The sequence below is a fragment of the Cupriavidus oxalaticus genome (assembly GCF_038900635.1).
In the GTDB taxonomy this organism is placed as follows: Bacteria; Pseudomonadota; Gammaproteobacteria; order Burkholderiales; family Burkholderiaceae; genus Cupriavidus; species Cupriavidus oxalaticus_B.
Genome location: NZ_JAYMRX010000015.1, coordinates 38214 through 62924 on the forward strand (window position 1 = coordinate 38214; position 24711 = coordinate 62924).

Annotated in this window: 26 protein-coding genes; 20 read left to right on the forward strand and 6 right to left on the reverse strand. The window is 65.8% G+C overall.

Translation table 11 applies throughout. The annotated features are described in order from the left end of the window. Positions 1–11: 11 nt before the first annotated feature. The 9 genes from infA to dsbD all read left to right on the forward strand — a co-directional run bounded on the left by infA (position 12) and on the right by dsbD (position 6274). Complete coding sequence (infA, locus tag VSR71_RS22045; protein WP_029047590.1) at positions 12–230, forward strand: translation initiation factor IF-1; 219 nt, start codon at positions 12–14, stop codon at positions 228–230. A gap of 30 nt (positions 231–260) precedes the next feature. Next, positions 261–377 (forward strand): 50S ribosomal protein L36, encoded by a 117-nt coding sequence (rpmJ, locus tag VSR71_RS22050; protein WP_008642959.1) that lies wholly within the window; start codon positions 261–263, stop codon positions 375–377. A 19-nt stretch (positions 378–396) separates the two neighbouring features. After that, positions 397–762: a 30S ribosomal protein S13 gene (gene rpsM, locus VSR71_RS22055; protein WP_010812377.1), complete on the forward strand. Its 366-nt coding sequence runs from the start codon at positions 397–399 to the stop codon at positions 760–762. A gap of 24 nt (positions 763–786) precedes the next feature. Then, entirely contained in the window at positions 787–1185 is a 399-nt protein-coding gene (gene rpsK / locus VSR71_RS22060) for a 30S ribosomal protein S11 (protein WP_010812376.1), read from the forward strand. A 301-nt stretch (positions 1186–1486) separates the two neighbouring features. Then, a complete protein-coding gene (gene rpsD, locus VSR71_RS22065) occupies positions 1487–2110 on the forward strand; it encodes a 30S ribosomal protein S4 (protein ID WP_342915946.1) in 624 nt (207 codons plus the stop codon). Between the two features lie 167 nt (positions 2111–2277). Next, entirely contained in the window at positions 2278–3258 is a 981-nt protein-coding gene (locus tag VSR71_RS22070) for a DNA-directed RNA polymerase subunit alpha (RefSeq protein WP_010812374.1), read from the forward strand. Positions 3259–3394: 136 nt separating this feature from the next. After that, entirely contained in the window at positions 3395–3790 is a 396-nt protein-coding gene (gene rplQ / locus VSR71_RS22075) for a 50S ribosomal protein L17 (protein WP_010812373.1), read from the forward strand. Between the two features lie 128 nt (positions 3791–3918). Then, a complete protein-coding gene (gene cutA, locus VSR71_RS22080; protein WP_342915947.1) occupies positions 3919–4284 on the forward strand; it encodes a divalent-cation tolerance protein CutA in 366 nt (121 codons plus the stop codon). A 73-nt stretch (positions 4285–4357) separates the two neighbouring features. Next, the gene (gene dsbD, locus VSR71_RS22085; RefSeq protein ID WP_342915948.1) at positions 4358–6274 is read left to right on the forward strand and encodes a protein-disulfide reductase DsbD; all 1917 of its coding nucleotides are present in this window, start codon (positions 4358–4360) and stop codon (positions 6272–6274) included. Positions 6275–6292: 18 nt separating this feature from the next. Here the strand turns inward: dsbD and VSR71_RS22090 are convergent, their stop codons facing one another. The 3 genes from VSR71_RS22090 to yihA all read right to left on the reverse strand — a co-directional run bounded on the left by VSR71_RS22090 (position 6293) and on the right by yihA (position 9515). Then, positions 6293–7507: a magnesium transporter CorA family protein gene (locus tag VSR71_RS22090; RefSeq protein WP_342915949.1), complete on the reverse strand. Its 1215-nt coding sequence runs from the start codon at positions 7505–7507 to the stop codon at positions 6293–6295. Between the two features lie 31 nt (positions 7508–7538). After that, entirely contained in the window at positions 7539–8531 is a 993-nt protein-coding gene (gene hemB / locus VSR71_RS22095) for a porphobilinogen synthase (protein ID WP_342915950.1), read from the reverse strand. A gap of 270 nt (positions 8532–8801) precedes the next feature. Continuing rightward, positions 8802–9515, reverse strand: coding sequence for a ribosome biogenesis GTP-binding protein YihA/YsxC (yihA, locus tag VSR71_RS22100; RefSeq protein WP_342915951.1), 714 nt, complete (start codon positions 9513–9515; stop codon positions 8802–8804). Between the two features lie 509 nt (positions 9516–10024). On the opposite strand from yihA, the gene VSR71_RS22105 reads away from it, so the two are divergent. From VSR71_RS22105 to msrQ, 8 genes are all read left to right on the forward strand, one after another. After that, on the forward strand, positions 10025–10684 hold the full coding sequence (locus VSR71_RS22105; RefSeq protein WP_133093435.1) for a c-type cytochrome: 660 nt from the start codon (positions 10025–10027) through the stop codon (positions 10682–10684). Between the two features lie 169 nt (positions 10685–10853). After that, positions 10854–13040: a cytochrome c biogenesis protein ResB gene (locus VSR71_RS22110; RefSeq protein ID WP_342915952.1), complete on the forward strand. Its 2187-nt coding sequence runs from the start codon at positions 10854–10856 to the stop codon at positions 13038–13040. Positions 13041–13055: 15 nt separating this feature from the next. After that, positions 13056–14246, forward strand: a complete 1191-nt coding sequence (gene ccsB, locus VSR71_RS22115; RefSeq protein WP_342915953.1) for a c-type cytochrome biogenesis protein CcsB — start codon at positions 13056–13058, stop codon at positions 14244–14246. A 160-nt stretch (positions 14247–14406) separates the two neighbouring features. Continuing rightward, positions 14407–14850, forward strand: coding sequence for a hypothetical protein (locus VSR71_RS22120; protein ID WP_342915954.1), 444 nt, complete (start codon positions 14407–14409; stop codon positions 14848–14850). A gap of 38 nt (positions 14851–14888) precedes the next feature. Then, complete coding sequence (locus VSR71_RS22125) at positions 14889–15428, forward strand: RNA polymerase sigma factor (RefSeq protein ID WP_342915955.1); 540 nt, start codon at positions 14889–14891, stop codon at positions 15426–15428. Beyond that, positions 15425–16261 carry an anti-sigma factor gene (locus tag VSR71_RS22130; protein ID WP_342915956.1) on the forward strand — a complete coding sequence of 279 codons (837 nt, stop codon included), beginning with the start codon at positions 15425–15427 and terminating at the stop codon, positions 16259–16261. Before VSR71_RS22125 ends, VSR71_RS22130 begins: the two co-directional genes overlap by 4 nt. Positions 16262–16382: 121 nt before the next feature. Then, on the forward strand, positions 16383–17384 hold the full coding sequence (gene msrP, locus VSR71_RS22135) for a protein-methionine-sulfoxide reductase catalytic subunit MsrP (RefSeq protein WP_342915957.1): 1002 nt from the start codon (positions 16383–16385) through the stop codon (positions 17382–17384). After that, positions 17384–18073: a protein-methionine-sulfoxide reductase heme-binding subunit MsrQ gene (gene msrQ / locus VSR71_RS22140; RefSeq protein ID WP_342915958.1), complete on the forward strand. Its 690-nt coding sequence runs from the start codon at positions 17384–17386 to the stop codon at positions 18071–18073. The genes msrP and msrQ overlap by 1 nt, the downstream gene beginning before the upstream one ends. Positions 18074–18113: 40 nt before the next feature. Here the strand turns inward: msrQ and lysA are convergent, their stop codons facing one another. Both lysA and VSR71_RS22150 read right to left on the reverse strand, forming a co-directional pair. Next, on the reverse strand, positions 18114–19373 hold the full coding sequence (lysA, locus tag VSR71_RS22145; protein ID WP_342915959.1) for a diaminopimelate decarboxylase: 1260 nt from the start codon (positions 19371–19373) through the stop codon (positions 18114–18116). A gap of 2 nt (positions 19374–19375) precedes the next feature. Beyond that, positions 19376–19609: a hypothetical protein gene (locus VSR71_RS22150; RefSeq protein WP_342915960.1), complete on the reverse strand. Its 234-nt coding sequence runs from the start codon at positions 19607–19609 to the stop codon at positions 19376–19378. 170 nt (positions 19610–19779) lie between these two features. Between VSR71_RS22150 and cyaY the strand changes: the two genes are divergently transcribed. Then, complete coding sequence (cyaY, locus tag VSR71_RS22155; protein ID WP_209761038.1) at positions 19780–20115, forward strand: iron donor protein CyaY; 336 nt, start codon at positions 19780–19782, stop codon at positions 20113–20115. Between the two features lie 76 nt (positions 20116–20191). Here cyaY and VSR71_RS22160 read toward each other — a convergent pair whose 3' ends face one another. Beyond that, on the reverse strand, positions 20192–22564 hold the full coding sequence (locus VSR71_RS22160; RefSeq protein ID WP_342915961.1) for a penicillin-binding protein 1A: 2373 nt from the start codon (positions 22562–22564) through the stop codon (positions 20192–20194). Between the two features lie 378 nt (positions 22565–22942). On the opposite strand from VSR71_RS22160, the gene pilM reads away from it, so the two are divergent. After that, on the forward strand, positions 22943–24013 hold the full coding sequence (pilM, locus tag VSR71_RS22165; RefSeq protein ID WP_342916048.1) for a type IV pilus assembly protein PilM: 1071 nt from the start codon (positions 22943–22945) through the stop codon (positions 24011–24013). A gap of 18 nt (positions 24014–24031) precedes the next feature. After that, positions 24032–24709, forward strand: coding sequence for a PilN domain-containing protein (locus tag VSR71_RS22170; protein WP_342915962.1), 678 nt, complete (start codon positions 24032–24034; stop codon positions 24707–24709). Positions 24710–24711 lie beyond the last annotated feature (2 nt).

Here is a 24711-nt window from a genome sequence, read left to right on the forward strand (position 1 = left end):
ACAGGCTAGGTATGGCTAAAGACGACGTCATCCAGATGCAGGGCGAGGTCCTGGAAAACCTGCCCAATGCGACGTTCCGAGTCAAGCTGGAGAATGGCCATGTAGTGCTGGGCCATATCTCCGGCAAGATGAGAATGCACTACATCCGGATCCTTCCGGGTGACAAGGTGACGGTCGAGCTGACCCCATATGATCTGTCGCGCGCACGAATCGTCTTCCGGACGAAGTGAGCGAACAGGAATTGAAGGAAGAGGAAAATTATGAAAGTGCTGGCTTCTGTGAAGCGCATTTGCCGCAACTGCAAAATCATCAAGCGCAACGGTGTCGTGCGCGTGATCTGCTCGTCGGATCCCCGCCACAAGCAACGCCAAGGCTAATCGGAAAGAGGATTGACGAATGGCACGTATCGCAGGGGTTAACATCCCGAACCACAAGCACACCGAAATCGGCCTGACGGCCATTTATGGTGTCGGCCGCTCGCGCGCTCGCAAGATTTGCGAGGCCACCGGTGTACCGTTTGACAAGAAGGTCAAGGATCTGACCGACGCCGACCTGGAAAAACTTCGTGACGAAGTGGGCAAGGTTACGGTCGAGGGTGACCTGCGTCGTGAAACCACGATGAACATCAAGCGTCTGATGGACCTTGGTTGCTATCGTGGCATGCGTCACCGCAAGGGCCTGCCCATGCGCGGTCAGCGTACCCGGACCAATGCCCGTACCCGCAAGGGTCCGCGCAAGGCCGGCGTGGCTCTGAAGAAGTAAAGCCGAAGGCAGAGGAAGAAACTAATGGCAAAAGGTCCGAATAACGCCGCTCGCGCGCGTAAAAAGGTCAAGAAGAACGTTGCCGACGGCATTGCGCACGTCCACGCCTCGTTCAACAACACCATCATCACGATCACCGACCGTCAGGGCAACGCCCTGTCGTGGGCGACCGCCGGTGGCCAGGGCTTCAAGGGTTCGCGCAAGTCGACCCCGTTCGCTGCCCAGGTTGCTGCCGAGAACGCCGGCCGCGTGGCGCAAGACCAGGGCATCAAGAACCTGGAAGTGCGCATCAAGGGCCCCGGCCCCGGCCGTGAGTCGGCTGTCCGCGCGCTGAATGCGCTGGGCATCAAGATCGCGATCATCGAAGACGTCACGCCGATTCCGCACAACGGCTGCCGTCCGCCGAAGCGCCGCCGCATCTAAGCGCTGGCGTTGTCCGGGCCCGGCGGGTTTACCTGCCGGTTTCGGATATGGTACTATCGCGCGTTGACCTGCTGCATTTGATGCGGCAGGTTTTCGTTTTGCATCGACGGGATGACGCATAATGCACATTCCGGCGTTGATGCACTGTAAATGCTTTCAGCGTCGTATCCGGCCACAACCGGCCAGGTCGCGCTTCATAAGCCCACCGTCCGTCACGGTCCTCCCAGAGTTCTGGGAAGAACTGCGTTGACGGACTCGCGGCGCGTCAAGAAGGCGCCGTGATCGATCAAAGGAAGACAACGTGGCACGTTATACCGGCCCGAAGGCCAAACTTTCCCGCCGTGAAGGCACCGACCTGTTCCTGAAGAGCTCGCGCCGCTCGCTGGCCGACAAGTGCAAGCTGGACAGCAAGCCGGGCCAGCACGGCCGCACCTCGGGTGCCCGCACCTCCGACTACGGCAACCAGCTGCGCGAAAAGCAGAAGGTCAAGCGCATCTACGGCGTGCTCGAGCGCCAGTTCCGCCGCTACTTCGCCGAAGCCGACCGTCGCAAGGGCAACACCGGCGAAAACCTGCTGCAACTGCTGGAATCGCGCCTGGATAACGTGGTCTACCGCATGGGCTTTGGCTCGACCCGCGCCGAAGCGCGCCAGCTGGTTTCGCACAAGGCTATCCTGGTGAATGGCCAGACCCTGAACGTGCCGTCGGCCCAGATCAAGTCGGGCGACATCGTTGCCATCCGCGAACAGTCGAAGAAGCAAGTCCGTATCGCCGAATCGCTGTCGCTGGCCGAGCAGTCGGGCTTCCCGACCTGGGTTGCCGTGGATGCCAAGAAGTTCGAAGGTACCTTCAAGCAAGTTCCGGATCGCGCCGATATCTCTGGTGACATCAACGAAAGCCTGATCGTCGAACTGTACTCGCGTTAATCCGCGAGCAGACGGCCCAGCGCTTGCGTTCTCCGCAAAGCTTCTCTTTCAGCCCGACGCGCGCTACGCGCGGTCGGGCTTCGCCCATCGTTACGATGGGTATTTTCAGGTTCCAAACGTCAGCCTTATCGGTGTAACGAGCCGAGGGTATTGAAAAGGACAACCTAATGCAAACAGCACTCCTCAAGCCAAAAATCATTGCCGTCGAGCCTCTGGGCGACCATCACGCCAAAGTCGTGATGGAGCCGTTCGAGCGCGGCTACGGCCATACGCTCGGTAACGCCCTGCGTCGCGTGCTGCTGTCGTCGATGGTCGGCTATGCCCCGACCGAAGTCACGATCGCTGGGGTGGTCCACGAGTATTCCACCATCGACGGCGTGCAGGAAGACGTCGTCAACCTGCTGCTCAACCTGAAGGGCGTGGTGTTCAAGCTGCACAACCGTGATGAAGTCACGGTGTCGCTGCGCAAGGATGGCGAAGGCGTTGTCACGGCTGCCGATATCGAGTTGCCGCACGACGTCGAGATCATCAACCCGAACCACGTAATCGCTCATCTGTCGGCCGGCGGCAAGCTGGACATGCAGATCAAGGTCGAGCAAGGCCGTGGCTATGTGCCGGGCAACGTGCGCAAGTTCGGCGACGAGTCGGGCAAGGTCATCGGCCGCATCGTGCTGGACGCCTCGTTCTCGCCGGTGCGCCGCGTGTCGTACGCCGTTGAGTCCGCTCGCGTCGAGCAGCGTACCGACCTGGACAAGCTGGTGATGAACATCGAAACCGACGGCGTGATCTCGCCCGAGGAAGCGATCCGCCAGTCGGCCCGCATCCTGGTCGACCAGCTGTCCGTGTTCGCCGCGCTGGAAGGTACCGAGTCGGCAGCCGAGGCTGCTTCGAGCCGCACGCCGCAGATCGATCCGATCCTGCTGCGCCCGGTCGACGACCTGGAACTGACGGTGCGTTCGGCCAACTGCCTGAAGGCCGAGAACATCTACTACATCGGCGACCTGATCCAGCGTACCGAGAACGAGCTGCTGAAGACCCCGAACCTGGGTCGCAAGTCGCTCAACGAGATCAAGGAAGTCCTCGCCTCGCGTGGCCTGACCCTCGGCATGAAGCTCGAGAACTGGCCGCCCGCAGGTCTGGAGAAGTAATTGCGGCGCGGGGTTTCGGCCCCGCACTGCGGTAACCGCCCCGGCTTTCAGCCGGGGCATGTATGACTACCGGCCCGCGTCCAGCCGCATCGGACGATAGAAGAGCTGGTCAAACACTTAACTGAAAGGAATCATCATGCGTCACCGTCATGGTCTGCGGAAACTGAACCGCACCTCGTCGCACCGTCTCGCGATGCTGCGCAACATGTCCAACTCGCTGTTCCAGCACGAGCTGATCAAGACCACCGTGCCCAAGGCCAAGGAACTGCGCAAGGTCGTCGAGCCGCTGATCACGCTGGCCAAGAAGGACACCGTTGCCAACCGCCGCCTGGCTTTCGCCCGCCTGCGCGACCGCGACATGGTCACCAAGCTGTTCACCGAACTGGGCCCGCGCTACGCCACCCGTCCGGGCGGCTACACCCGCATCCTGAAGTTCGGCTTCCGTCAGGGCGACAACGCGCCGATGGCGCTGGTCGAGCTGGTGGATCGTCCGGAAATCACCGAAGCCCCGGCTGAAGAAGCCGCGGAATAAGTGCGTTTCCTGCCTGCTGCCGTCGTGCGACGGTTGCGGGCACACCGCTTACAATCGAGCCAGGCATCCGCCTGGCTCTTTTGTTTTGGGCGCCAGCCGCCATTGCCAGCCATTCCAGGAGAGTGCCGATGCCCGATGCCGGCCAGTCACCCGATCCCGCTGAAGTGCTCGTGGTGATCACCAATACCCCCGATGCCGAGACGGCGGCGCGGCTGTCCCGGGCCGTGCTGGAGGCGCGCGCGGCGGCCTGCGTGAACCGTTTGCCCCCGGTTGAATCCGAATACTGGTGGCAAGGCGTGCTGGAGCAGGCGCAGGAGTGGCCGCTGCTGATCAAGACCACGCGCGCACGCTACGCTGCACTGGAGGCCGTGATCCGGCAACATCACCCCTATGACGTGCCGGAGATCATCGCCGTGCCGGTGACGGCGGGTTTTGCGCCTTATCTGGCGTGGGTGCGCAGCGAGACGGGTGCCGGCGCGATGCCGGTGGAATAAGGGGCCAGCGGGACTGCCGCGCAGCAGCGGGTACGGCGGAGCCTATCAGCCAGAACAGACAGGGAACAGGTTCATGAACATCGGTTTGGCACTTCCGGAGCGCGCGCGCGGGCTGGTCCGCGCGCGGCATATTGCCGCAGTCCTGCTCGCAGTACTGGCCTGGCTTTGCCTGGCTGGCGCTGCGCTGGCGGCAACGGAGGACGACTTCCTGCCGCCAGAGCAAGCTTTCCGCTTCGCCGCGCGCCAGATCGACGAAAACACCGTGGAGGTGCGTTTCGATGTCGCGCCCGGCTACTACATGTACCGGGAGCGTTTCGCCTTTGCGACCGAGCCTGCCGCCGTGCAGCTCGGCAAGCCGGACTTCCCGCATGGCAAGGTCAAGTTCGACGAGACCTTCGGCAAGGAGATGGAGACGTACCGCGACAGCGTGACCATCCGCGTGCCGGTGGCGGCGGCACCTGCCGACGGCAAGTGGAAGCTGACGGTCACCTCGCAGGGCTGCGCCGACAAGGGCCTGTGCTATCCCCCGATGGAAAGCGTCTACAAGGTCGGCGGCACCGGCCTGGCTGACCTGTTCGGCAAACGCGGGCGCTCCGATGCACCTGCTGCGGCCCCGTCGCCGGCTCAGCCAGCCCAGCCGCCCCAGCCGGCGCCCGCTGCGACGCTGCGCGCGGATGACAGCGACCGCATCGCGGGCGCGCTGGCGAGCGGAAACGTGGGCCTGATCGCGGTGCTCTTCTTCGGCCTGGGCCTGCTGCTGACCTTCACGCCGTGCGTGCTGCCGATGGTGCCAATCCTGTCATCGATCGTCGTCGGCGAACACGTTACGCGCAGCCGTGCTCTGGTGGTGTCGCTGGCCTATGTACTGGGCATGGCGGTGGTGTACACCGCCGTCGGCGTGGCTGCCGGGCTGCTGGGCGAAGGCCTCTCGGCCGCGCTGCAGACCCCATGGGTGCTGGGCTTGTTTGCCGCGCTGATGGTGGCGCTGGCGCTTTCGATGTTCGGCCTGTACGAGCTGCAGCTGCCGCAGCGCTGGCAGACGCGGCTGACGGAATCGTCGAACCGCCGCCAGGGCGGCCAGGTAGCCGGTGCGGCGGCAATGGGCGCGATCTCCGCGCTGATCGTCGGGCCGTGCGTGACCGCGCCGCTGGCGGGCGCCCTGGCCTATATCGCGCAGACCCGCGATGCGGTCATCGGCGGCGCGGCGCTGTTTGCGATGGCAATCGGCATGGGCGTGCCGCTGGTGCTGGTGGGCGTGGGCGCGGGCAACCTGCTGCCGCGCGCCGGGCGCTGGATGGAAGTGACCAAGCGCTTCTTCGGCTTCCTGCTGCTGGGGGTGGCGCTGTGGATGCTTAGTCCGGTGCTGCCGGCGTGGGCGACGATGCTGCTGGTGGCGGTACTGTTGCTGGTCGCGGCGGTGTTCCTCGGCGCCTTTGACGGGCTCGGTGCCGATCCGCGCAACCTGGCGCGCGTGGGCAAGGGGCTTGGCGTCTTGTTTGCGATCGCCGCGGCCATCGTGCTGATCGGCGTGGCATCGGGCGGGCGCGACCCGCTGCAGCCGCTGTCGCACCTGAGCGCGGGCCGCGGTGCGGAAAGCGCAGGTGCCGCCCAGGCGGTGCGCTTCGAGCGCGTGCGCAGTGTCGCGGACCTGGATGCCCGCGTGGCGCAGGCCGCGGCAACCGGCAAGCCGGTGCTGCTAGATTTCTATGCCGACTGGTGCGTCAGCTGCAAGGAAATGGAGCGCATGACCTTCGTCGACCCGCGCGTGCGCGCGCGGTTGTCCGAAATCGTGCTGCTGCAGGCGGACGTGACCGCCAACAATGCCGACGACAAGGCACTGCTCAAGCGCTTCGGGCTGTTCGGGCCGCCGGGGATCATCCTGTTCGGGCCGGATGGGCGCGAGCGGCCGGTGCGGGTGATCGGCTATCAGTCGGCCAACCGTTTCCTGGAGAGCCTGGAGCGGGCCTTCGGCAAGCGCGCCAGCACCTGAGGCGTACCCGCGCCTGCGCTAGTGCTCCAGCTGCCGCGCCACGGCCCACAGCGCGCCCAGCACCACTACCACCGCCCCCATCAGTCCGATGGACCACCAGAATCCATCCGGCGCCTGCAGCCACGGCATGCGCTCGAAATTCATGCCGAAGATGCCGGTGATCAGCGTCAGCGGCATGAACAGCGCCGTGATCAGCGTCAGCATGCGCATGGTGCGGTTGGTGCGGTGGGCCACTGCCGAAAAGTGGATCTGCACCGCCGACTCGATTGAATCCTCCAGCCGCCGCGCATGCGCGAGCACGCGCTGGATATGTTCCATCACGTCGTTGATGCGTACCAGCAACACTTCGTCGCGCCCCGGGACGTCTACCGGGGTGCCTTGCTGGTCGCTGCTGTAGCGGTTGTCGAGCAGGCTGTCGCGGAATTCCTGCAGCGCATCGCGCTGCTCCTCGCTAAGGTGCTCCAGCTTGCGCAGCTGTATGCGCGCGTCGAGCAGCCCCTCCCAGCTGGAAAAACTGCGGCGCGAGTTCAGCAGCGCGCGCTGCCAGCGGTCGAGCTGGCGTGTCAGCGGGGCGCGCAATTCCAGATAGCGGTCCACCATCGCATTGAGCAGGCGCAGCATCAGGTCCTCTGGCCGGTTGGGCGGACGCACGCCGTGCAGCAACGTCTGGCCGTTGCCGCGCGCGGGCGCCGCTTGCGGCCGCGGCGCCTGGCAAAGCTCGAGCAGGCGCTGGCGCACCTGGTCGACGGTGCGCGACGGGCCGCTGCGCACCGTGACCAGCAGCGTATCGAAGACGAAGAACGTGACCGGCTGGGTATCGATCCTGGCCAGTGCGGGTAGAAAGCCGGGCGGATACCGGCGCGCACGCGCCGTCGCGTCGCCCGATGTCCCGGGCGCATTGGCTGGCGTTGCCTCCTGCGGCCCGGCCTCGGCGATCGCGCGGCTGGTCTCGAAGGTCAGCTTGCGGAAAATCACCATGTCATACGCATTGGTCGTGTCGAAATACGACGGATGCGCCGCATTGGTGGCGTCGGCCAGGTGCAGGTCGAGGACCGAGGCGCCTGCGAGCTGGCGCACATTCTCGCGCCAGGCATCCGGGGCAGCGGTGACTTCTTCCGTGGAAAAGTCCGCCCAGACGAACAGCGCGGCGGCATTCCCGCCGAGGAAGCTGCCCGCTTCGGCGAGCGAGGCAAGCGGGTGTACCTGGCTGGCCGAGAAGCCGAGCAGTTCCATAGGTGATCAGTTCCCGATAGAGCGGCGCAGTTCAGGCGGCCAGCAGGCGCGCGGCGTCGCGTGCGAAATAGGTCAGGATGCCGTCGGCGCCGGCGCGGCGGAAGGCGAGCAGCGATTCCATCATGACCTTGTCGTGATCGAGCCAGCCGTTCTGTGCGGCGGCCTTCAGCATCGCGTACTCGCCGCTGACCTGGTAGACGTAGGTGGGGAAGCGGAACTCGTCCTTCACGCGGCGCACGATGTCGAGGTACGGCATGCCGGGCTTGACCATCACCATGTCGGCGCCTTCCAGGATGTCCTGCGCCACTTCACGCAGGGCTTCGTCGGTGTTGGCCGGATCCATCTGGTAGGTCATCTTGTTGCCCTTGCCCAGGTTGGCGGCCGAGCCCACCGCATCGCGGAAGGGCCCGTAGAAGGCCGATGCGTACTTGGCCGAGTAAGCCATGATGCGCGTATGGATGTGGCCGTTGTCTTCCAGCGCCGTGCGCACCGCGCCGATGCGGCCATCCATCATGTCGGACGGGGCCACGATATCGACGCCCGCATCGGCCTGGGCCAGCGCCTGGCGCACAAGGATCTCCACGGTGGTGTCGTTGATGACGTAGCCGTTTTCATCCAGCACGCCGTCCTGGCCATGGCTGGTGTAGGGGTCGAGCGCAACATCGCACAGCACGCCGAGTTCGGGGAAGCGGTCCTTCAGCGCCCGCACCGCGCGCGGCACCAGGCCGTCGGGATTGATGGCCTCGATGCCATCGGGCGTTTTCAGCGAAGAGTCGATCACCGGGAACAGCGCGAGCACCGGGATGCCGAGCTTGACGCAGTCTTCGGCCACCGGCATCAGCAGGTCCACGGAGACCCGCTCGACGCCCGGCATCGAGGCCACGGACTGGCGCTGGTTCTGGCCGTCGAGGATGAACACCGGATAGATAAGGTTGTCCGGCGACAGGCGATGTTCGCGCATCATGCGGCGGGAGAAATCGTCGCGGCGCATGCGGCGCGGGCGGTACTCGGGGAAGGTCGACATGGCAGGCTTCTTGTGCTGGAGACGGGACAGGAAGGTCCCAATTGCCAGCCGGCAAGCACTGCGCGCGCGGCGCAAGGATGCCGGCTGAAGAAAAACTAAACTTTTGTGCGTGCCCGCCATCATACTCGCGGACACTATGCGTTGCGCCTTGCGTGGCGCGGGTGTCCCCCGCTACTCCTCCCTGAGCGGGTACCCGCCCCAGCGGCGGGAAAGTTCGTCCCCGCTGCTTGCAGCGGGGCTTTTTTTTTGCGCGCTTGCAACGCTGCGGCTTTATGCCGCAGGGGACGCAGGACCCGTGGAAGGAGGCGGCTCAGCCGTCGGGGCTGCATCCTGCGCTGCGTCCTTTTGAGCCTCAGGCAGGTTGAGCCAGCCGGCGATCACACCCTGCGCTTCTTCGATGCCGCGCCGCTTGAGGCTGGAAAACAGCTGGGCCGTGAGGGGCACCGGAGTCTCCAGTTGCTCGGCATAGCCCTGCAGCATCTTGCGCGTCTCGCGCAGTGCCTTGGCGTTCTCGCTGTTGGTGAGCTTGTCGGCCTTGGTCAGCAGAACGTGGATCGGCTTGCCGGTCGGCAGGAACCACTCGACCATCTGGCAATCGAGGTCGGTGAACGGCCGGCGCGCATCCATCATCAGGATCAGGCCCGACAGTTGCGGCCGCGTCTGCACGTAGTCGCTGAGCAGGCCCTGCCAGTGGTACTTGGCCGAGCCCGACACCTCTGCATAACCGTAGCCCGGGAGATCGACCAGGAACGCCTGCGGTTCCGGCGCCTTGACCGGGGCTACCGTGAAATAGTTGATGTGCTGCGTGCGCCCGGGCGTGCGCGAGGAAAACGCTAGCCGCTTCTGGTTGCACAGGATGTTGATGGCGGTGGACTTGCCGGCGTTGGAGCGGCCGGCGAAGGCTACCTCGGGCACGGCCGTGGCGGGCAGGTCGCGCAGGTGGTTGACGGTAATAAAGAAGCGGGCCTGGTGAAGAAGGGACATGCGCTGGAGAGGTAGGGCGGGGCGCCGCGCGGCGCGCTTTGGCGCGGCCGTGGCCGGGGGTACCGCCAAGGGTGGGCAGGGCTGCGGCCGGGGCCGCTCGCCGGGGTTTGATCTGGCGCAGCCCGCAGCCGCATCAACACGGCACGGCAGGGCGCAAGGCATCAATCCGGCACATAACTTATTGTACAATACGCCGGTTTACGGTCTCCTGACCGGGTGACGCGCGACATCCTTTGCCGCGTGGCTCGGCTGCCGTTGTCCGGACGGGAAGCCTCGTTGTGTCGTCCTATCGTGGGCACGGCCTTGTTTCGCATCATGTGTTGCACCTCGGGTGCCGCGGCTGCGGAGCAGGGGCTGGCGGGGGTCTGCCGCCAGGCAAACCGCAGCGGATCGGTCATCCGCGCGGGTCGCCACGATGTCAGGCCTTTGCCCCGGCGCGTCCTCACCGCCGGCAGAGTGCCGGTCGGCATGCATTACGGTATCCAAAACAATTCAGAGAAGGTGTGCGAATGAACCGCATTGCGAAGATTCTGGGTGTCCTGGCACTGGCCGTTCCTGCAGCCGCCCTTTCCGGACTGGCATCTGCCGCAGAGCAGGCCGCCGCGAAGGCCGACCCGGCCAAGGGTGAGACGCTGTACACGCAAGGTGCCCCGGATCGCAATGTGCCCGCCTGCCTGAGCTGCCACGGCGCAGCCGGCAACAGCGCGGCCGCCGCCAACCCCAAGCTGGCTGCCCAGCATCCGGAATACGTTCACAAGCAACTGGCCGACTTCAAGTCCAAGGCGCGCAATAACGCGATCATGGTGCCGATGGCATCGGTGCTGACTGACGACGAAATGCGCAACATTGGCGCCTACCTGGCCAAGCAGCCGATCAAGCCGGCCACCGCCAAGAACAAGAACACGATCGAGGAAGGCCAGAAGATCTACCGTGGCGGCATCGCCGCCAAGGGCGTGCCGGCCTGCGCCGCCTGCCATGGCCCCACCGGTGCTGGCATCCCGGCCCAGTATCCGCGTATTGGCGGACAGTGGTCGGAATACACCGAGGCACAGCTGGTGGCGTTCCGCCAGGGCACCCGCAAGAACAATTCGGTCATGACGACCATCGCCGCCAAGATGTCGGATGCCGAGATCAAGGCGGTGGCGGACTACGTCGCCGGCGTCCGGTAACGACGTTAGCGCAGTACGCTGGCGCCGCCAGGCGCCTGCGCTTCGGCATGCAGCCCGCGTGGCATGCAACCGAACGCGCTTGTCAAAATCGAAAAGGGTGGCCTGCTCGTCCAAGCAAGTCCACCCTTTTTCATTTCAAAGCAGCACGTTGTCTTAGGTTTCACTGCACATGTCGACCGCCTCCACTTCAGGGCTGCACCTGAAGACCCCTCACCGCGTGTTGCGCGACGCGGTCGAATTGATGTCCTCGATGCGCTTCGCGATCACGTTGCTGACCGTGATCTCCATTGCCAGCGTCATCGGTACCGTGCTCAAGCAGAACGAGCCGTATCCGAACTACGTCAATCAGTTCGGGCCGTTCTGGGCCGATGTCTTCCATACGCTGTCGCTGCAGAAGGTCTACGGCTCGTGGTGGTTCCTGCTGATCCTGGCCTTCCTGGTGGTGTCCACCACGCTCTGCCTGGTGCGCAACACGCCCAAGATGATTGCGGACATGCGCTCGTGGAAGGACCATGTGCGCGAGCGCAGCCTGCGCGCCTTCCACCATCGCGGCGAGTTCGACGGCGCGCGCACGCGCACCGAGGCGGTCGGCAGGCTGTCGGCGCTGCTGCGCAACCGCGGCTACCGCATCAAGGCAGTCGAGCATGACGGCGCCACGCTGCTGGCGGGCAAGGCGGGGGCCGCCAACAAGGTCGGCTATATCCTGGCGCATACCGCCATCGTGGTGATCTGCATCGGCGGCCTGCTCGACGGCGACATGCTGATCCGCGCGCAGATGTGGCTGGGTGGCAAGACCCCGATCAGCGGCAACGCGGTGATCAGCGAGATCCCGCCGCAGCATCGGCTGCCGGCGACCAACCCCGGCTTTCGCGGCAATGCCTACGTGCCCGAGGGGCAGACCGTGTCCACGGCCATCCTGAACGTCGCCGACGGCGCGCTGGTGCAGGACCTGCCGTTCGCGCTCACGCTCAAGAAGTTCTCAATCGATTTCTACCAGACCGGCATGCCCAAGCTGTTCGCCTCCGACGTGGTCGTCACCGACCGCGTCACCGGCAAACAGACCGAGGCGACCATCAAGGTGAACGAGCCGCTGATCGTCGACGGCATCGCGATCTACCAGTCCAGCTTCGAGGATGGCGGCTCGCGCCTGAAGTTCGTCGGCTATCCGATGCAGGGCACCGCACGCGGCACCTTTGCCATCGATGGTGCCGTAGGCGGCAATGCGCCGCTCAAGGGCACCGGCACCGACGCGGACAGCGAAGGCGTGACGGTCGAGTTCAGCGACTTCCGGCTGATGAATATCGAGAATGTCACCGATGCCTCGGGCAAGCCCGATGCGCGCGGCGTCGCGCGCAAGTCGCTGAACGAGACGCTGGAGAAGCACCTGGGTGCCGCGGCCAGCGCCGACCGCGCCAAGACGCTGCGAAACGTCGGCCCCTCGGTGCAGTACAAGCTGCGCGATCGCACCGGGCAGGCGCGCGAGTACAACAACTACATGGTGCCCGTGCAGATGGACGGGCAGTCGGTGTTCCTGGCCGGCATGCGCGAATCGCCGAGCGAGCAGTTCCGCTACCTGCGCATTCCCGCCGACGACCAGGGCAGCGTTGCCGACTGGATGCGCCTGCGCGCCGCGCTGCAGGACCGTGCGCTGCGCGGCGAGGCCGCGCGCCGTTTTGCGCTGGTTTCGATGCCGGGAGACGACAAGGCCGACCTGCGCCGCCAGCTTGCCGAAAGCGCGCTGCGCGCGCTCGACCTGTTTGCCGGCGCCACGCGCCCGACGCCGGACTCGCCGCCGGGCGGCTTCACCGCGATCGCGGCGTTCCTGGAAAAGTCGGTGCCGCAGGCCGAGCAGCAGAAGGCCGCAGACGTGCTGCTGAAGATCCTGAATGGCTCGATGTGGGAGCTTTGGCAGCTGGCGCGCGCCCAGGACAAGCTGCCGGTGGTGCCAAACAGCGCGCAAAGCGGCACCTTCCTGCAGCAGGCGATCAATGCGCTGTCGGACAGTTTCTTCTACGGCGCACCGGTATTCCTGCAGCTCGACGAGTTCAAGGAAATCAAGGCCAGCGTGTTCCAGATGACCCGTGCGCCGGGCAAGAACATCGTGTATCTTGGTTGTCTGCTGCTGACGCTGGGCGTGTTCGCGATGTTCTATATCCGCGAGCGCCGCGTCTGGATCTGGATCAGGGACAAGCCCTCCGCAGAGGCCACGCCGTCCAGCAGCCATGTACTGATGGCGATGTCGACCCAGCGCCGCACGATGGACTTCGAAAAGGAATTCACGGCGCTGCGCGATGACGTCGGCCGTGCCGCCGGCGGGACCCCCACGGAAGCCCCACATCAGGGCGGCAGCCGTTAAACGAGCAGATACGCTATGTCTTCAAACGTGAACCCGGCCCACCACGCCAAGCGCGCCCAGGCGGGCGCCGGCGACGAGGCCTATCTCGAACCTTCCTTCCTGCGCCGGCTGACGTCGGTGGACTGGCTGTTCGCGCTGGCGCTGGCCGTCGGCGCGGGCGTTGCGCTGTCGCAATACGGCCAGTGGATGGATGGCTACGACAAGGCCGTGCTGATCGGCGCCGTGCCTACCTTTGCACTGCTCGGCTGGCACTGGAAGCCGGTACGTCCGCTGATGCTGGGGCTGACGGTGCTGTCGCTATTTGCGATCCAGCTCTACCAGGGCCAGCTCGCGCGCGCGGACCAGGCGTTCTTCCTCAAGTACTTCCTGTCGAGCCAGTCGGCCATCCTGTGGATGAGCGCGCTGGTGTTCCTGTCCACGCTGTTCTACTGGGTCGGACTGGCCACGCGCTCGGACACCGGCTACAGCATCGGCAGCAAGCTGTGCTGGGGCGCGATCGTGCTGGGTTTCACCGGCATGCTGGTGCGCTGGTACGAGTCGTACCTGATCGGCACCGACATCGGCCATATCCCCATCTCGAACCTGTATGAAGTGTTCGTGCTGTTCACGCTGATCACTTCGCTGTTCTACCTGTACTACGAAGGCCGCTACCGCACGCGCGCGCTTGGCCCGTTCGTCATGCTGGTGGTGTCGGCCGCTGTGGGCTTCCTGCTGTGGTACACGGTCACCCGCAACGCGCAGGAAATCCAGCCGCTGGTGCCGGCGCTGCAAAGTTGGTGGATGAAGATCCACGTGCCGGCCAACTTCATCGGCTACGGCACCTTTGCGCTGGCGGCGATGGTATCGGTCGCGTACCTGCTCAAGCAGCGCGGCATCCTTGCCGAGCGGCTGCCGTCGCTGGAACTGCTCGACGACGTGATGTACAAGGCCATTGCGGTCGGGTTTGCCTTCTTCACCATCGCCACCATCCTCGGCGCGCTGTGGGCGGCCGAAGCCTGGGGCGGTTACTGGAGCTGGGACCCGAAGGAGACCTGGGCGCTGATCGTGTGGCTGAACTACGCGGCGTGGCTGCATATGCGGCTGATGAAGGGCCTGCGCGGCACGGTGGCTGCGTGGTGGGCGCTGGTCGGACTGCTGGTGACGACCTTTGCTTTCCTCGGCGTCAACATGTTCCTGTCCGGCCTGCACAGCTACGGCGAACTCTGAGCGCCACGCACGGCGGATCATGGCGCCATGCAAAAAAACCTGCCTCCGGGCAGGTTTTTTTGTCTTTTTTTGCAACGTGACGGAATAAAGGCATCACATCCGGTGTTTACTGGTGGAACGGTGCCGGCTGGCGGTACCGGTTAGCATGGAGAAAAAGATCATGGCACGTGTGCGTCTTACCTCTGCAGCATCCCTCATTCGTCCCGCCGCGCTGGCGCTCGGCTGCGCGGCTGTCCTGCTCGCCGGCTGTTCCGGCATGGGCATGGGCATGGGCGGCAGCAGCGCCGGCACCATGCCGCCTACGGTGAAGGTGACCGATGGCGTGCTGACTGACCCGCAGGGCCTGACGCTGTACACCTTCGACCGCGACACCGCCAACAGCGGCAAGAGCGCCTGCAACGGCCCTTGCGCCACCAACTGGCCGCCGCTGATGGCCGCGCCGGGCACGAACCCCTCGGGCCAGTACACCATCATCACCCGCGATGACGGCGGCAAGCAGTGGGCCTACCGCGGCATGCCGCTGTACCGTTTTGCCAAGGACGCCAAGCCTGGCGACAAGACCGGCGACAACCTCAACAACGTCTGGCACGTCGCCAAGCCCTGAAGGGCTGACGCCCTGGACGTACTGAAGCAAGCCACGGCATGGAAGGCTTTGAGGGCCAGCTCGTAGCGCTGGCGCCGCGGCTGCGGCGCCACGCGCGGGGTCTCACCGGCGACTCGGCGCAGGCCGACGACCTGGTGCAGGACACGCTCGAGCGCGCGCTGCGCTACCGCTGGCGCTTCCGCCTGCGCCCCGGCGCCTGGTGGGGCGACGGCGCCGACGGTCTGTTGCCGTGGCTGCTGACCCTGATGCACCGGCTGCGCCTGAACAGCTTGCGCCGCAAGGACCTGGTGGTGGCCACCGATACCCTGCCTGAGGTCAGCGCGCCCGCGGCCGACCCTGGCCTGCGCCGCGACCTGCTGCAGGCGCTGGCGCAGCTTCCCGAGGCCCAGCGCGCGGTGCTGCTGCTGGTCAGCCTGGAGCAACTGACCTATGCCGAGGCGGCGCGCGTGCTCGACATCCCGCAAGGCACGGTGATGTCGCGCCTGGCGCGCGCGCGCGAGCAGATGCGGCGGTTGCTCGACGGCGGCGCTCCCGCCCAGCCCATGCCTGCCGCCAGCACACTGCAGCGGGTGAAATGATGTCCGCAATCCACGAAGCCGATCTCCATGCCTACGCCGACGGCCAGCTGTCCGGCGCGCGCCGCGCAGCGGTGGAGGCGTACCTGGCGCAGCACCCGGACGCAGCGGCGCAGGTCGCCGCATGGCGCCGCCAGGCCGATGCGCTGCACGGCATGCTGGATCCCGTATTGAACGAACCGGTGCCGCTGGCCGCGCTGCCGCCCGCGCTGCGTGGCGAGCCGCGCCAGGACGGGCGCCGGCACGCGCCGCGCTGGACCATGGCACTGGCCGCCACCTGTGCCTCGGTGGCACTGCTGGCGCTCGGGGGCGCGCTCGGCTGGGTGGCCCACGATCGCATGGGCAGCACCACCGTGACGATGGCACCCGGCGAGCGCTTTGCACGCGAGGCGCTTGCCACGCACGTGGTGTACGCGCCGGAAATGCGTCACCCCGTGGAAGTCGCCGCCAGCGACGAAGCTCACCTGATCGCGTGGTTGTCCAAGCGCATCGGCATGGCGCTGCAAGTGCCCGACCTGCGCGCGCAGGGCTTCCACCTGATCGGCGGACGGCTGGGCGTCGCCGAAGGCGGCCCGTCGGCCATCCTGATGTACGAAGCGGACGACGGCACGCGCCTGTCGCTGCAGTTGCGGCGCATGACGCAAGGCACGCCCGACACCGGCTTCCGCGTCGAACATATGCCGCGCGAAGGCGCGCGGCGGCCGGCCACCGCTCCGGCGCCGATGGCCTTCTACTGGATCGACCGCGACCTCGGCTTCGCGCTGGCCGGGCCGCTTGAGCGCGCGCGGCTGCTGACGCTGGCGCAGGCGGTCTACCAGCAATACCAGGGCGGCTAGCCGCCGGCGTGGCGCCTGCGCCGCATCTACGCCGCACCGAAAAAAATTTGTCAGGAATGGACCGCACGCCACGACCAAGCCCTGAGTCCAACCCTGCAAGTGCCAGGCAACGAGGAAAACCATGTTGATTCCTTCCCCCAAATGGCTCCGCGGCGGCGATATCGCCACCGACGAGATCACTCCCCGCCATATCTTCGAGTCGCGCCGCCGCATGCTGGCGCTGGCCGCCGCGGGCACCGCCGGCGCCACGCTGGCGCCATGGTTTGCCCGTAACGCCTGGGCGGAGGGGCAGCACGGCCCGAAGCTGGCGGCCACGCCCAACAACGCCTACGTTGTGACCGAGAAGCGCACGCCCTACCAGGACGTGACCACCTACAACAACTTCTACGAGTTCGGCACCGACAAGTCCGACCCGGCCCGCAACGCCGGCACGCTGCGCCCGCGCCCATGGCAGGTGTCGGTGGAAGGGCTGGTGAAGAAGCCCAAGGTCTACGACCTGGACGAGCTGATGAAGATCGCGGCGATGGAAGAGCGCGTCTACCGCCTGCGCTGCGTCGAAGGATGGTCGATGGTAATCCCCTGGATCGGCTATCCGCTGGCCGAGCTGATCAGGCGCGTCGAGCCGCAACCCGGCGCGAAATACGTGCAGTTCATCACCCTCGCCGACAAGAAGCAGATGCCCGGCGTCAGCAGCAGCGTGCTGGACTGGCCCTACAGCGAAGGCCTGCGCATGGACGAGGCGATGCACCCGCTGGCGCTGCTGACCTTCGGCCTGTACGGCGAGGTGCTGCCCAACCAGAACGGCGCGCCGGTGCGGATGGTGCTGCCGTGGAAATACGGCTTCAAGAGCGCCAAGTCGATCGTCAGGATCCGCTTTGTCGACAAGCAGCCGCCCACCAGCTGGAACCTGGCGGCGCCGCAGGAATACGGTTTCTATTCCAACGTGAACCCCGACGTCGACCACCCGCGCTGGAGCCAGGCGACCGAGCGCCGCATCGGCGAGGAGCGCGGCGGCGGTTTCGGCGCGCTGTTCGCGCCCAAGCGCAAGACGCTGCCGTTCAACGGCTACGGCCAGCAGGTGGCATCGCTGTACCAGGGCATGGACCTGAAGAAGAACTTCTGATGCCGAGTGAACGCATGGCTTCCACTTCCAACGCGGCAGCCACCGCGGGCCGCGTCGCGCGCAAACCGGCCGGCCTGGCTGCCCTGTCGCCGCAGCGAGTGCACGCCGTCAAGATCGTCTTGTGGCTGCTGGCGCTGTTGCCGTTCATCCGGCTGCTTTACCTTGGCGCAACCGGGCAATACGGCGCCAACCCGCTGGAATTCGTCACCCGCTCGACCGGCACCTGGACACTGGTGATGCTGTGCCTGACGCTGGCGATCACGCCGTTGCGCCGGCTGACCGGCTGGAACTGGCTGATCAGGCTGCGCCGCATGCTGGGTTTGTTTGCGTTCTTCTATGGGTTGCAGCACTTCCTGCTGTGGATCGGCGTGGATCGCGGCTTTGACCTGGCCTACATGATCAAGGACGTGTACAAGCGTCCCTTTATCACGGTGGGGTTCACGGCCTTCGTGCTGATGGTGCCGCTGGCGCTGACGTCGACCAACGGCATGGTGCGCCGCCTGGGCGGCAAGCGCTGGCAGGCGCTGCACAGGCTGGTCTATGCGACCGCGGTGCTGGCGATCCTGCACTACTGGTGGCACAAGGCGGGCAAGAACGACTTCAGCGAAGTCTCGATCTATGCCGCGGTGGTGTTCGTGCTGCTGGGGATGCGGGTCTGGTGGTGGGCGCGCAAGGGCAGGGCTGCCTGATTCGCCGCAGCCGGCCGCGTAGCCGGCTGCGTGGTGGCGATCAGTCCTGCAGCAGGCGCTCGTCGCGGAACAGGTCTTCTACCAGCTCGCGCTCGCGCACCAGGTGCACGCGGGCGCCGTCCACCATCACTTCGGCGGCGCGCGGGCGGGTATTGTAGTTCGAGCTCATGGTGAAGCCGTACGCACCCGCAGACATGACCGCCAGCAGGTCGCCCGGCTGCACCGACAGCGCGCGGTCGCGGCCAAGCCAGTCGCCAGACTCGCACACCGGGCCGACGATGTCGTAGGTCACCGGCGCAGCGTCGCGCAGCGCGACCGGCTCGATGCGGTGGTACGCCTCGTACATCGCCGGTCGGGCCAGGTCGTTCATGGCCGCATCGACGATGCAGAAATTCTTGGCTTCGCCGGGCTTGAGGAATTCCACCTGCGTCAGCAGCACGCCGGCATTGCCCACCAGCGAACGGCCCGGCTCGAACAGCACCTCGCGGTGATCATGGCCACGCGCGGCCACGCGTTCCAGCAGCGTGCTGGCAAAGCCGGTGATGTCCGGCGGGGTCTCATCGGTATAGGTGATGCCCAGGCCGCCGCCCACGTCGATGTGTTCCAGGTTGATGCCCTCGCGCTCGAGCGCCTCGACCACGTCCAGCACCTTGTCCAGCGCTTCCAGGTAGGGCTCGACCTCGGTGATCTGCGAGCCGATATGGCAGTCGATGCCGGTCACTTCCAGGTGCGGCAGCGCGGCCGCGGCACGGTAGGTCGGCAGCACGTCCTCGAAGGCGATGCCGAACTTGTTGCCCTTCAGGCCGGTGGAGATGTACGGATGGGTCTTGGCGTCGACATCCGGGTTGATGCGCAGCGACACCCGGGCGCGCTTGCCGACACGGCCGGCAACCTCGTTCAGCCGGTCCAGCTCGGGAATCGACTCGACATTGAAGCAGCGCACGTCGTGCGCCAGCGCCAGTTCCATCTCCGCCGCGCTCTTGCCCACGCCCGAGAACACCACCTTGCGCGCGTCGCCGCCGGCGGCCAGCACGCGCTTGAGTTCGCCACCCGAAACGATGTCGAAGCCCGCGCCCAGCCTGGCGAACACCTGCAGCACCGCCAGGTTGGAGTTGGCCTTCATGGCGTACTGGACCTGCGCCTTGCGGCCCTGGCAGGCAGCGGCGTAGGCCTGGTACGCGGCGGTCAGCGCCGCACGCGAATAGACATAGGTGGGCGTGCCAAATTCAGCGGCGATCTGCGCCAGCGGCACCTGCTCGACGGCAAGCGCACCGTCCTGGCGATGGAAAAAAGCGGTCATGGTTATCGGGTAGTGGGGGCGGCGGGCGACGATGCCGGCTGGCTGGCAGGAGCTGACGCAGGCGCCGGAAGCGGCACCACATCGGTGCGGCCCAGGCCGGGATCGGTCACGGTGGGCGCAGTCGGCTCGGGCGGTACCTTGGGCATGGTCAGCGGCCCGCGGATGCCGCATCCGCCCAGCAGGGGCATCGCAAGGGTGGCGGCAAACGCCGATACAATCGCAACACGACGCAGCATCGGTCGTCCTTTAGGCTGTTGGCATGGCGTTGGCGGATTCCGGCGCAATGACGCATATCTGGCCGGGTCGTCCAAGCTCTGCGCTACATGAATTCTCAACAAAAAAACGCCGTTCGCGCCACGTACGCCCGGTTCGGGCAGCGGCGGCAACGGCGGTCTCGGAGTTTAGCATGCCCCCCTTGAGCGAAAGCGAGTTCCTGGCCCTGGCCACGCAGGAGCTGGACCGCATCGAAGCCGCGGTCGAAGCGGCCGCCGACGCGGCCGATGCCGATGTGGAAATCAGCCGCACCGGCAACGTGATGGAACTGGAGTTCGAGAACGGCTCCAAGATCATCATCAACAGCCAGGCGCCGATGCAGGAACTGTGGGTGGCGGCGCGCTCCGGCGGATTCCACTTCCGCCGCGACGGCGAGCGCTGGGTCGACACGCGCAACGGCGGCGAACTGTACGCGGCACTGTCGGGCTATGTGAGCGAGCAGGCCGGCACCGCGCTCAGGCTGGGCTGAGGCCAGCACGCGTTACGCAAAGAAAAAGCCGGCCATGGGCCGGCTTTTTCGCTTTCCGGAGATGCTGGCGGATCGATCAGGCGCCGCCGAACATTTCCAGGATCTTCTTCTTCTCTTGCTCGGTATCCGGCGACGGTGTCGTCGTGGATTCGTCCGGCTTGCCCGGCCACGGATCGCCCAGGCCGACCGAGGCCACGCCGGCACCGCCCGCGTTTTCCTCGAAGGTCCAGTCGCCGCCCACCATCAGCACGCCTTCCGGCGCCGGGCGCTCAGGCGAGTCGGGCACGCCCTTAAGCGCCTTGCTCATGTAGCCAACCCAGATCGGCAGGGCCAGCCCGCCGCCGGTCTCGCGCACGCCCAGGCTCTTGGGCTGGTCGTAGCCCATCCAGGCGATTGCCACCAGGTTGGGCGTGTAGCCGGCGAACCAGGCATCGACCGCATCATTGGTGGTACCGGTCTTGCCGGCCAGGTCGTTGCGGCCCAGGCGTTGTTTGGCCGGGTTGGCGGTGCCGAAGCGGACCACGTCGCGCAGCATGGTGTCGGCGATAAACGCGGTGCGTGCGTCGAGCACGCGCACGGCATCGCTGCCGGCGCGTTGCGGATGGGTTTCGGAGATCACGTTGCCGCGCGCGTCCACCACCTTCTGGATCAGGTACGGATTGACGCGGTAGCCGCCGTTGGCGAACACCGAATACGCGCCCGCCATCTGCAACGGCGTGACGCTGCCCGAACCCAGCGCCATCGGCAGGTAGGCAGGGTGCTTGTCGGCCTCGAAGCCGAAGCGGGTGATGTAGTCCTGCGCATACTGCGTGCCGATCGCGCGCAGGATCCGCACCGAAACCAGGTTCTTGGACTTGGCCAGCGCCCGGCGCATGGTCATCGGGCCTTCGAAGCGGCCGTCGTAGTTCTTCGGCTCCCACACCTGGCCGCCGGTATCGGGGCCGATCGTCAGCGGCGCGTCGTTGATCACCGTGGCCGGCGAGAAGCCCTTCTCCAGCGCCGCCGAATAGATGAACGGCTTGAAGCTCGAACCCGGCTGGCGCCAGGCCTGCGTCACGTGGTTGAACTTGTTGCGGTTGAAGTCAAAGCCGCCCACCATCGAGCGGATCTCGCCGTCCTGCGGGTTCAGCGACACGAACGCTGCGGCGACTTCCGGCAGCTGCGTGACCGACCAGTTGCCCTTGTCATCCTGCGTCACGCGGATGATTGCGCCGGGGCGCATCTTCACCTTGGGCTGCGCGTTCGCCGACATCGACGGCGAGATAAAGCGCAGCGCCGTGCCTTCGATGGTCGCGACCTCGCCCGACAGCAGCGTGGCCTTGACCTGCTTGGACGACACGCTGGTGACCACGGCCGAGCGCAGGTCGCCGCTGCCCGGGTGCTCGACCAGTGCATCGTCGATCGCCTGCTCCCGCTCGGCCGGATCGGAAGGCAGGTCGATAAAGGCCTCGGGGCCGCGGTAGCCGTGCTTGCGCTCGTAGTTCATGATGCCGGAGCGCACGGCTTCGTACGCGGCATCCTGGTCGGGCTTGGTCAGCGTGGTGTAGACCGTCAGGCCGCGCGTATAGGTTTCTTCGCGGTACTGCGCGTACATCAGCTGGCGCACGATTTCGGCGACATACTCGGCGTGGGTCGAGAACTCGTTGCCCTCGGTGCGCACCTTCAGTTCCTCGCGCACCGCTGCGTCATATTGCTCGGGGGTGATGTAGCGCAGGTCGCGCATGCGCTGCAGGATGTATTCCTGGCGCACCTTGGCGCGGCGCGGGTTGACCACCGGGTTGTACGCCGACGGCGCCTTGGGCAGGCCGGCCAGCATCGCGGCCTCGGCCGGCGTCACGTCGCGTACCGACTTGCCGAAGTACACGCGCGCGGCGCTGTCGAAGCCGTATGCGCGCTGGCCAAGGTAGATCTGGTTCATGTACAGCTCGAGGATCTGGTCCTTGTTCAGGTTGGCCTCGATCTTGTACGCCAGCAGCATCTCGTAGATCTTGCGGGTGTAGGTCTTCTCGCTCGACAAAAAGAAGTTGCGCGCCACCTGCATGGTGATGGTCGACGCACCTTGCGACAGGCCCCCGCGCAGGTTGGCCAGCCCCGCGCGCATCACGCCGACGAAGTCGACGCCGCCGTGTTCGTAGAAGCGGTCGTCCTCGATCGCAAGGACGGCCTTTTTCATCACATCGGGGATCTCGGCGATCGGCACGAAGTTGCGGCGCTCCTCGCCGAACTCGCCGATCAGCACATTGTCCGCCGTGTAGATCCGCAACGGGATCTTGGGCCGGTAGTCGGTGATGGTGTCCAGCGAGGGCAGATTTGGCGCGGCCACCAGCAGCGCATAGCCAAGCAGCAGCGCGATCATGACGGCACCGGCAACAACCAGCCCCACCGCCCAGAACATGAAACGCGCCCAGATCGGGCGGCGGGCAGGATGCTTCTGTTGTGCTGTGGCCATAAGGAAAATACCTAGTCAGGGGTGCCGGGCATTATATCTTCCGGCATCGGGCGCGCCGCTCGCGCAGTGCCCCGCGCGCCGCTACCGCGCTGTTACAAGATGTAAAGAGGCGAAAGGCGACATGCAGGGCGAAGTTGCATGCAGCAAGCTTAGGCGGAAGGGAACCCGACGACCGTGGGGTTTTGGCAACGGATTGGCGAGAGCCCTCTGAAAAAGGAAGCGTGGTCAGACCGGCACATTGCCACCGATGCTGGTTTTTGTGAGAATCGGCCAACATAAAAGAGCAGTGTTTCGGTCAAGAAACAAGGCTCGCCCGATTAGAGCGTACATGCCGGGGGCGAGTTCAAAGTCAGGGGGGTCACCTTGCGACGGGGCATTTTGTCGGGGCTTCTGCGTCGGACTACGGTCGGCGTGGATATCGGGTCGTCCAGTATCAAGGTAGTCGAGTTGTCCGTCGGTGGCGGCAAGCACGACTATCGGCTGGAAAAGTGCGCCAGCGAACTGCTGGACCGCAATGCCGTTGCCGATGGCAACGTCATCAACATTGAAGCCGTCGGGATCGCGCTCAGGCGTGCGCTCGGCAAGGCCGGCATCCGCTCGAAAGAGGTGGTGCTGGGCGTGCCGTCCATGCTGACCGAGTCGCAGACCGTCAGCCTGCCGGACAACCTGTCCGAGGACGAACTGTATTCGCAGGTCGAGTCCGAGGCACACCGGCTCTATCCGCCATCGCAGGCGGTCAACTTCGACTTCGCCGTGATCGGTCCCAGCGAGACCGAGGGCGGCATCGGCGTGCGCGTCACCGCGGCCAACAGCGACCGCGTGCAGGAGCGCGTGACCGCAGCCGAGATGGCCGGGCTCAAGCCGCAGGTGATGGACGTCGAAGAATACGCGGTGCAGCGCTCGATCGTGCAGATGCTGGGCGTGCCCCAGGAGATGTCGGAAGCCGATGCCCGCGCGCTGCCCGTGGTGGCGGTGGTCCACCTGGGCGGCAGCCGCTCGAAGGCGATCTTCTACCAGGGCTGGAAAGAGCTCTACGAACAGCCGCTGAACAGCTACGGCGACCAGCTCACGCAGAGCGCGGCCCGCATGTTTACGCTCGACGCGCTCAAGGCCGAGATCAAGAAGCGCAAGAACACGCTGCCCGAAGCTTGGCGCGCGCAACTGCTCAAGCCGTCGCTCGATGCGCTGGCGCTGGAAGTGCAGGCCGCGATCGGCAACTTCATCGCCAGTTCCAGCCTGGGACGCGTCGACGAGATCCTGCTGTCGGGTGGCCATGCCTCGCTGCTGGGCGTGCAGGCGGCGATCCAGCAGCAGACCAAGATCACCACCACGCTGGCGAATCCATTCGCCAACATGGCGACCAACGCCAAGGTCAACGAGCGCTACCTGCAGCGCGACCTGCCGGCGTATATCGTCAGTGCGGGCCTGGCCCTGCGCGGCCTGCAATAACGCACCGGAGGCATTCGAATGTCCACGAACACGCTGCCTTCGGTCAACCTGCTGCCTTACCACGAAGCCCGCAAGGCGGCGCGGCGCAAGAAGGTCTATTCCATGCTCGGCGGCGCGGCCACGGCCGGTGCCGCGGTCGTGCTGCTGGGCGGACTCTATATCGACGGTCGTATCGACTCCGTGGCCGCGCTGAACCAGGTGCTGAGCGCGGAGAACGCCAGGCTCGATGGTCAGATCCGCGAGGTCAACAACCTCAAGAAGGATATCGACGCGCTGCTGCAGCGCCAGAAGGCGGTGGAAAGCCTGCAGACCGAGCGCAACCGCCCGGTCCAGCTGCTGGAAGAACTGGTGCGCCAGGTGCCGGAAGGCGTCTACCTGACCAGCCTGAAGCAAACGGGCGAGGCCTTCACCATCGCCGGCGTGGCGCAGTCCAACGAGCGCATTTCCGAACTGCTGCGCAACCTTGGCGAGGTGCCGTGGCTGGACAAGGCCGAACTGGTCGAGTCCAAGGCGGTCACGATGACCAACAACCTGCGCGAGCAGCGCCGGCTGTTCGATTTCTCGATGCGCTTCGCGTACCGCGCGCCGGAGACGCCGGGCGCCAATGGCAAGAAGGGCACGTCGGGCAATCCCGCCGCCGCACCCGCTTCAGCTCCCGCACCCGCAGCCGCATCCGCATCCGGAAAGGCAGCCTGACC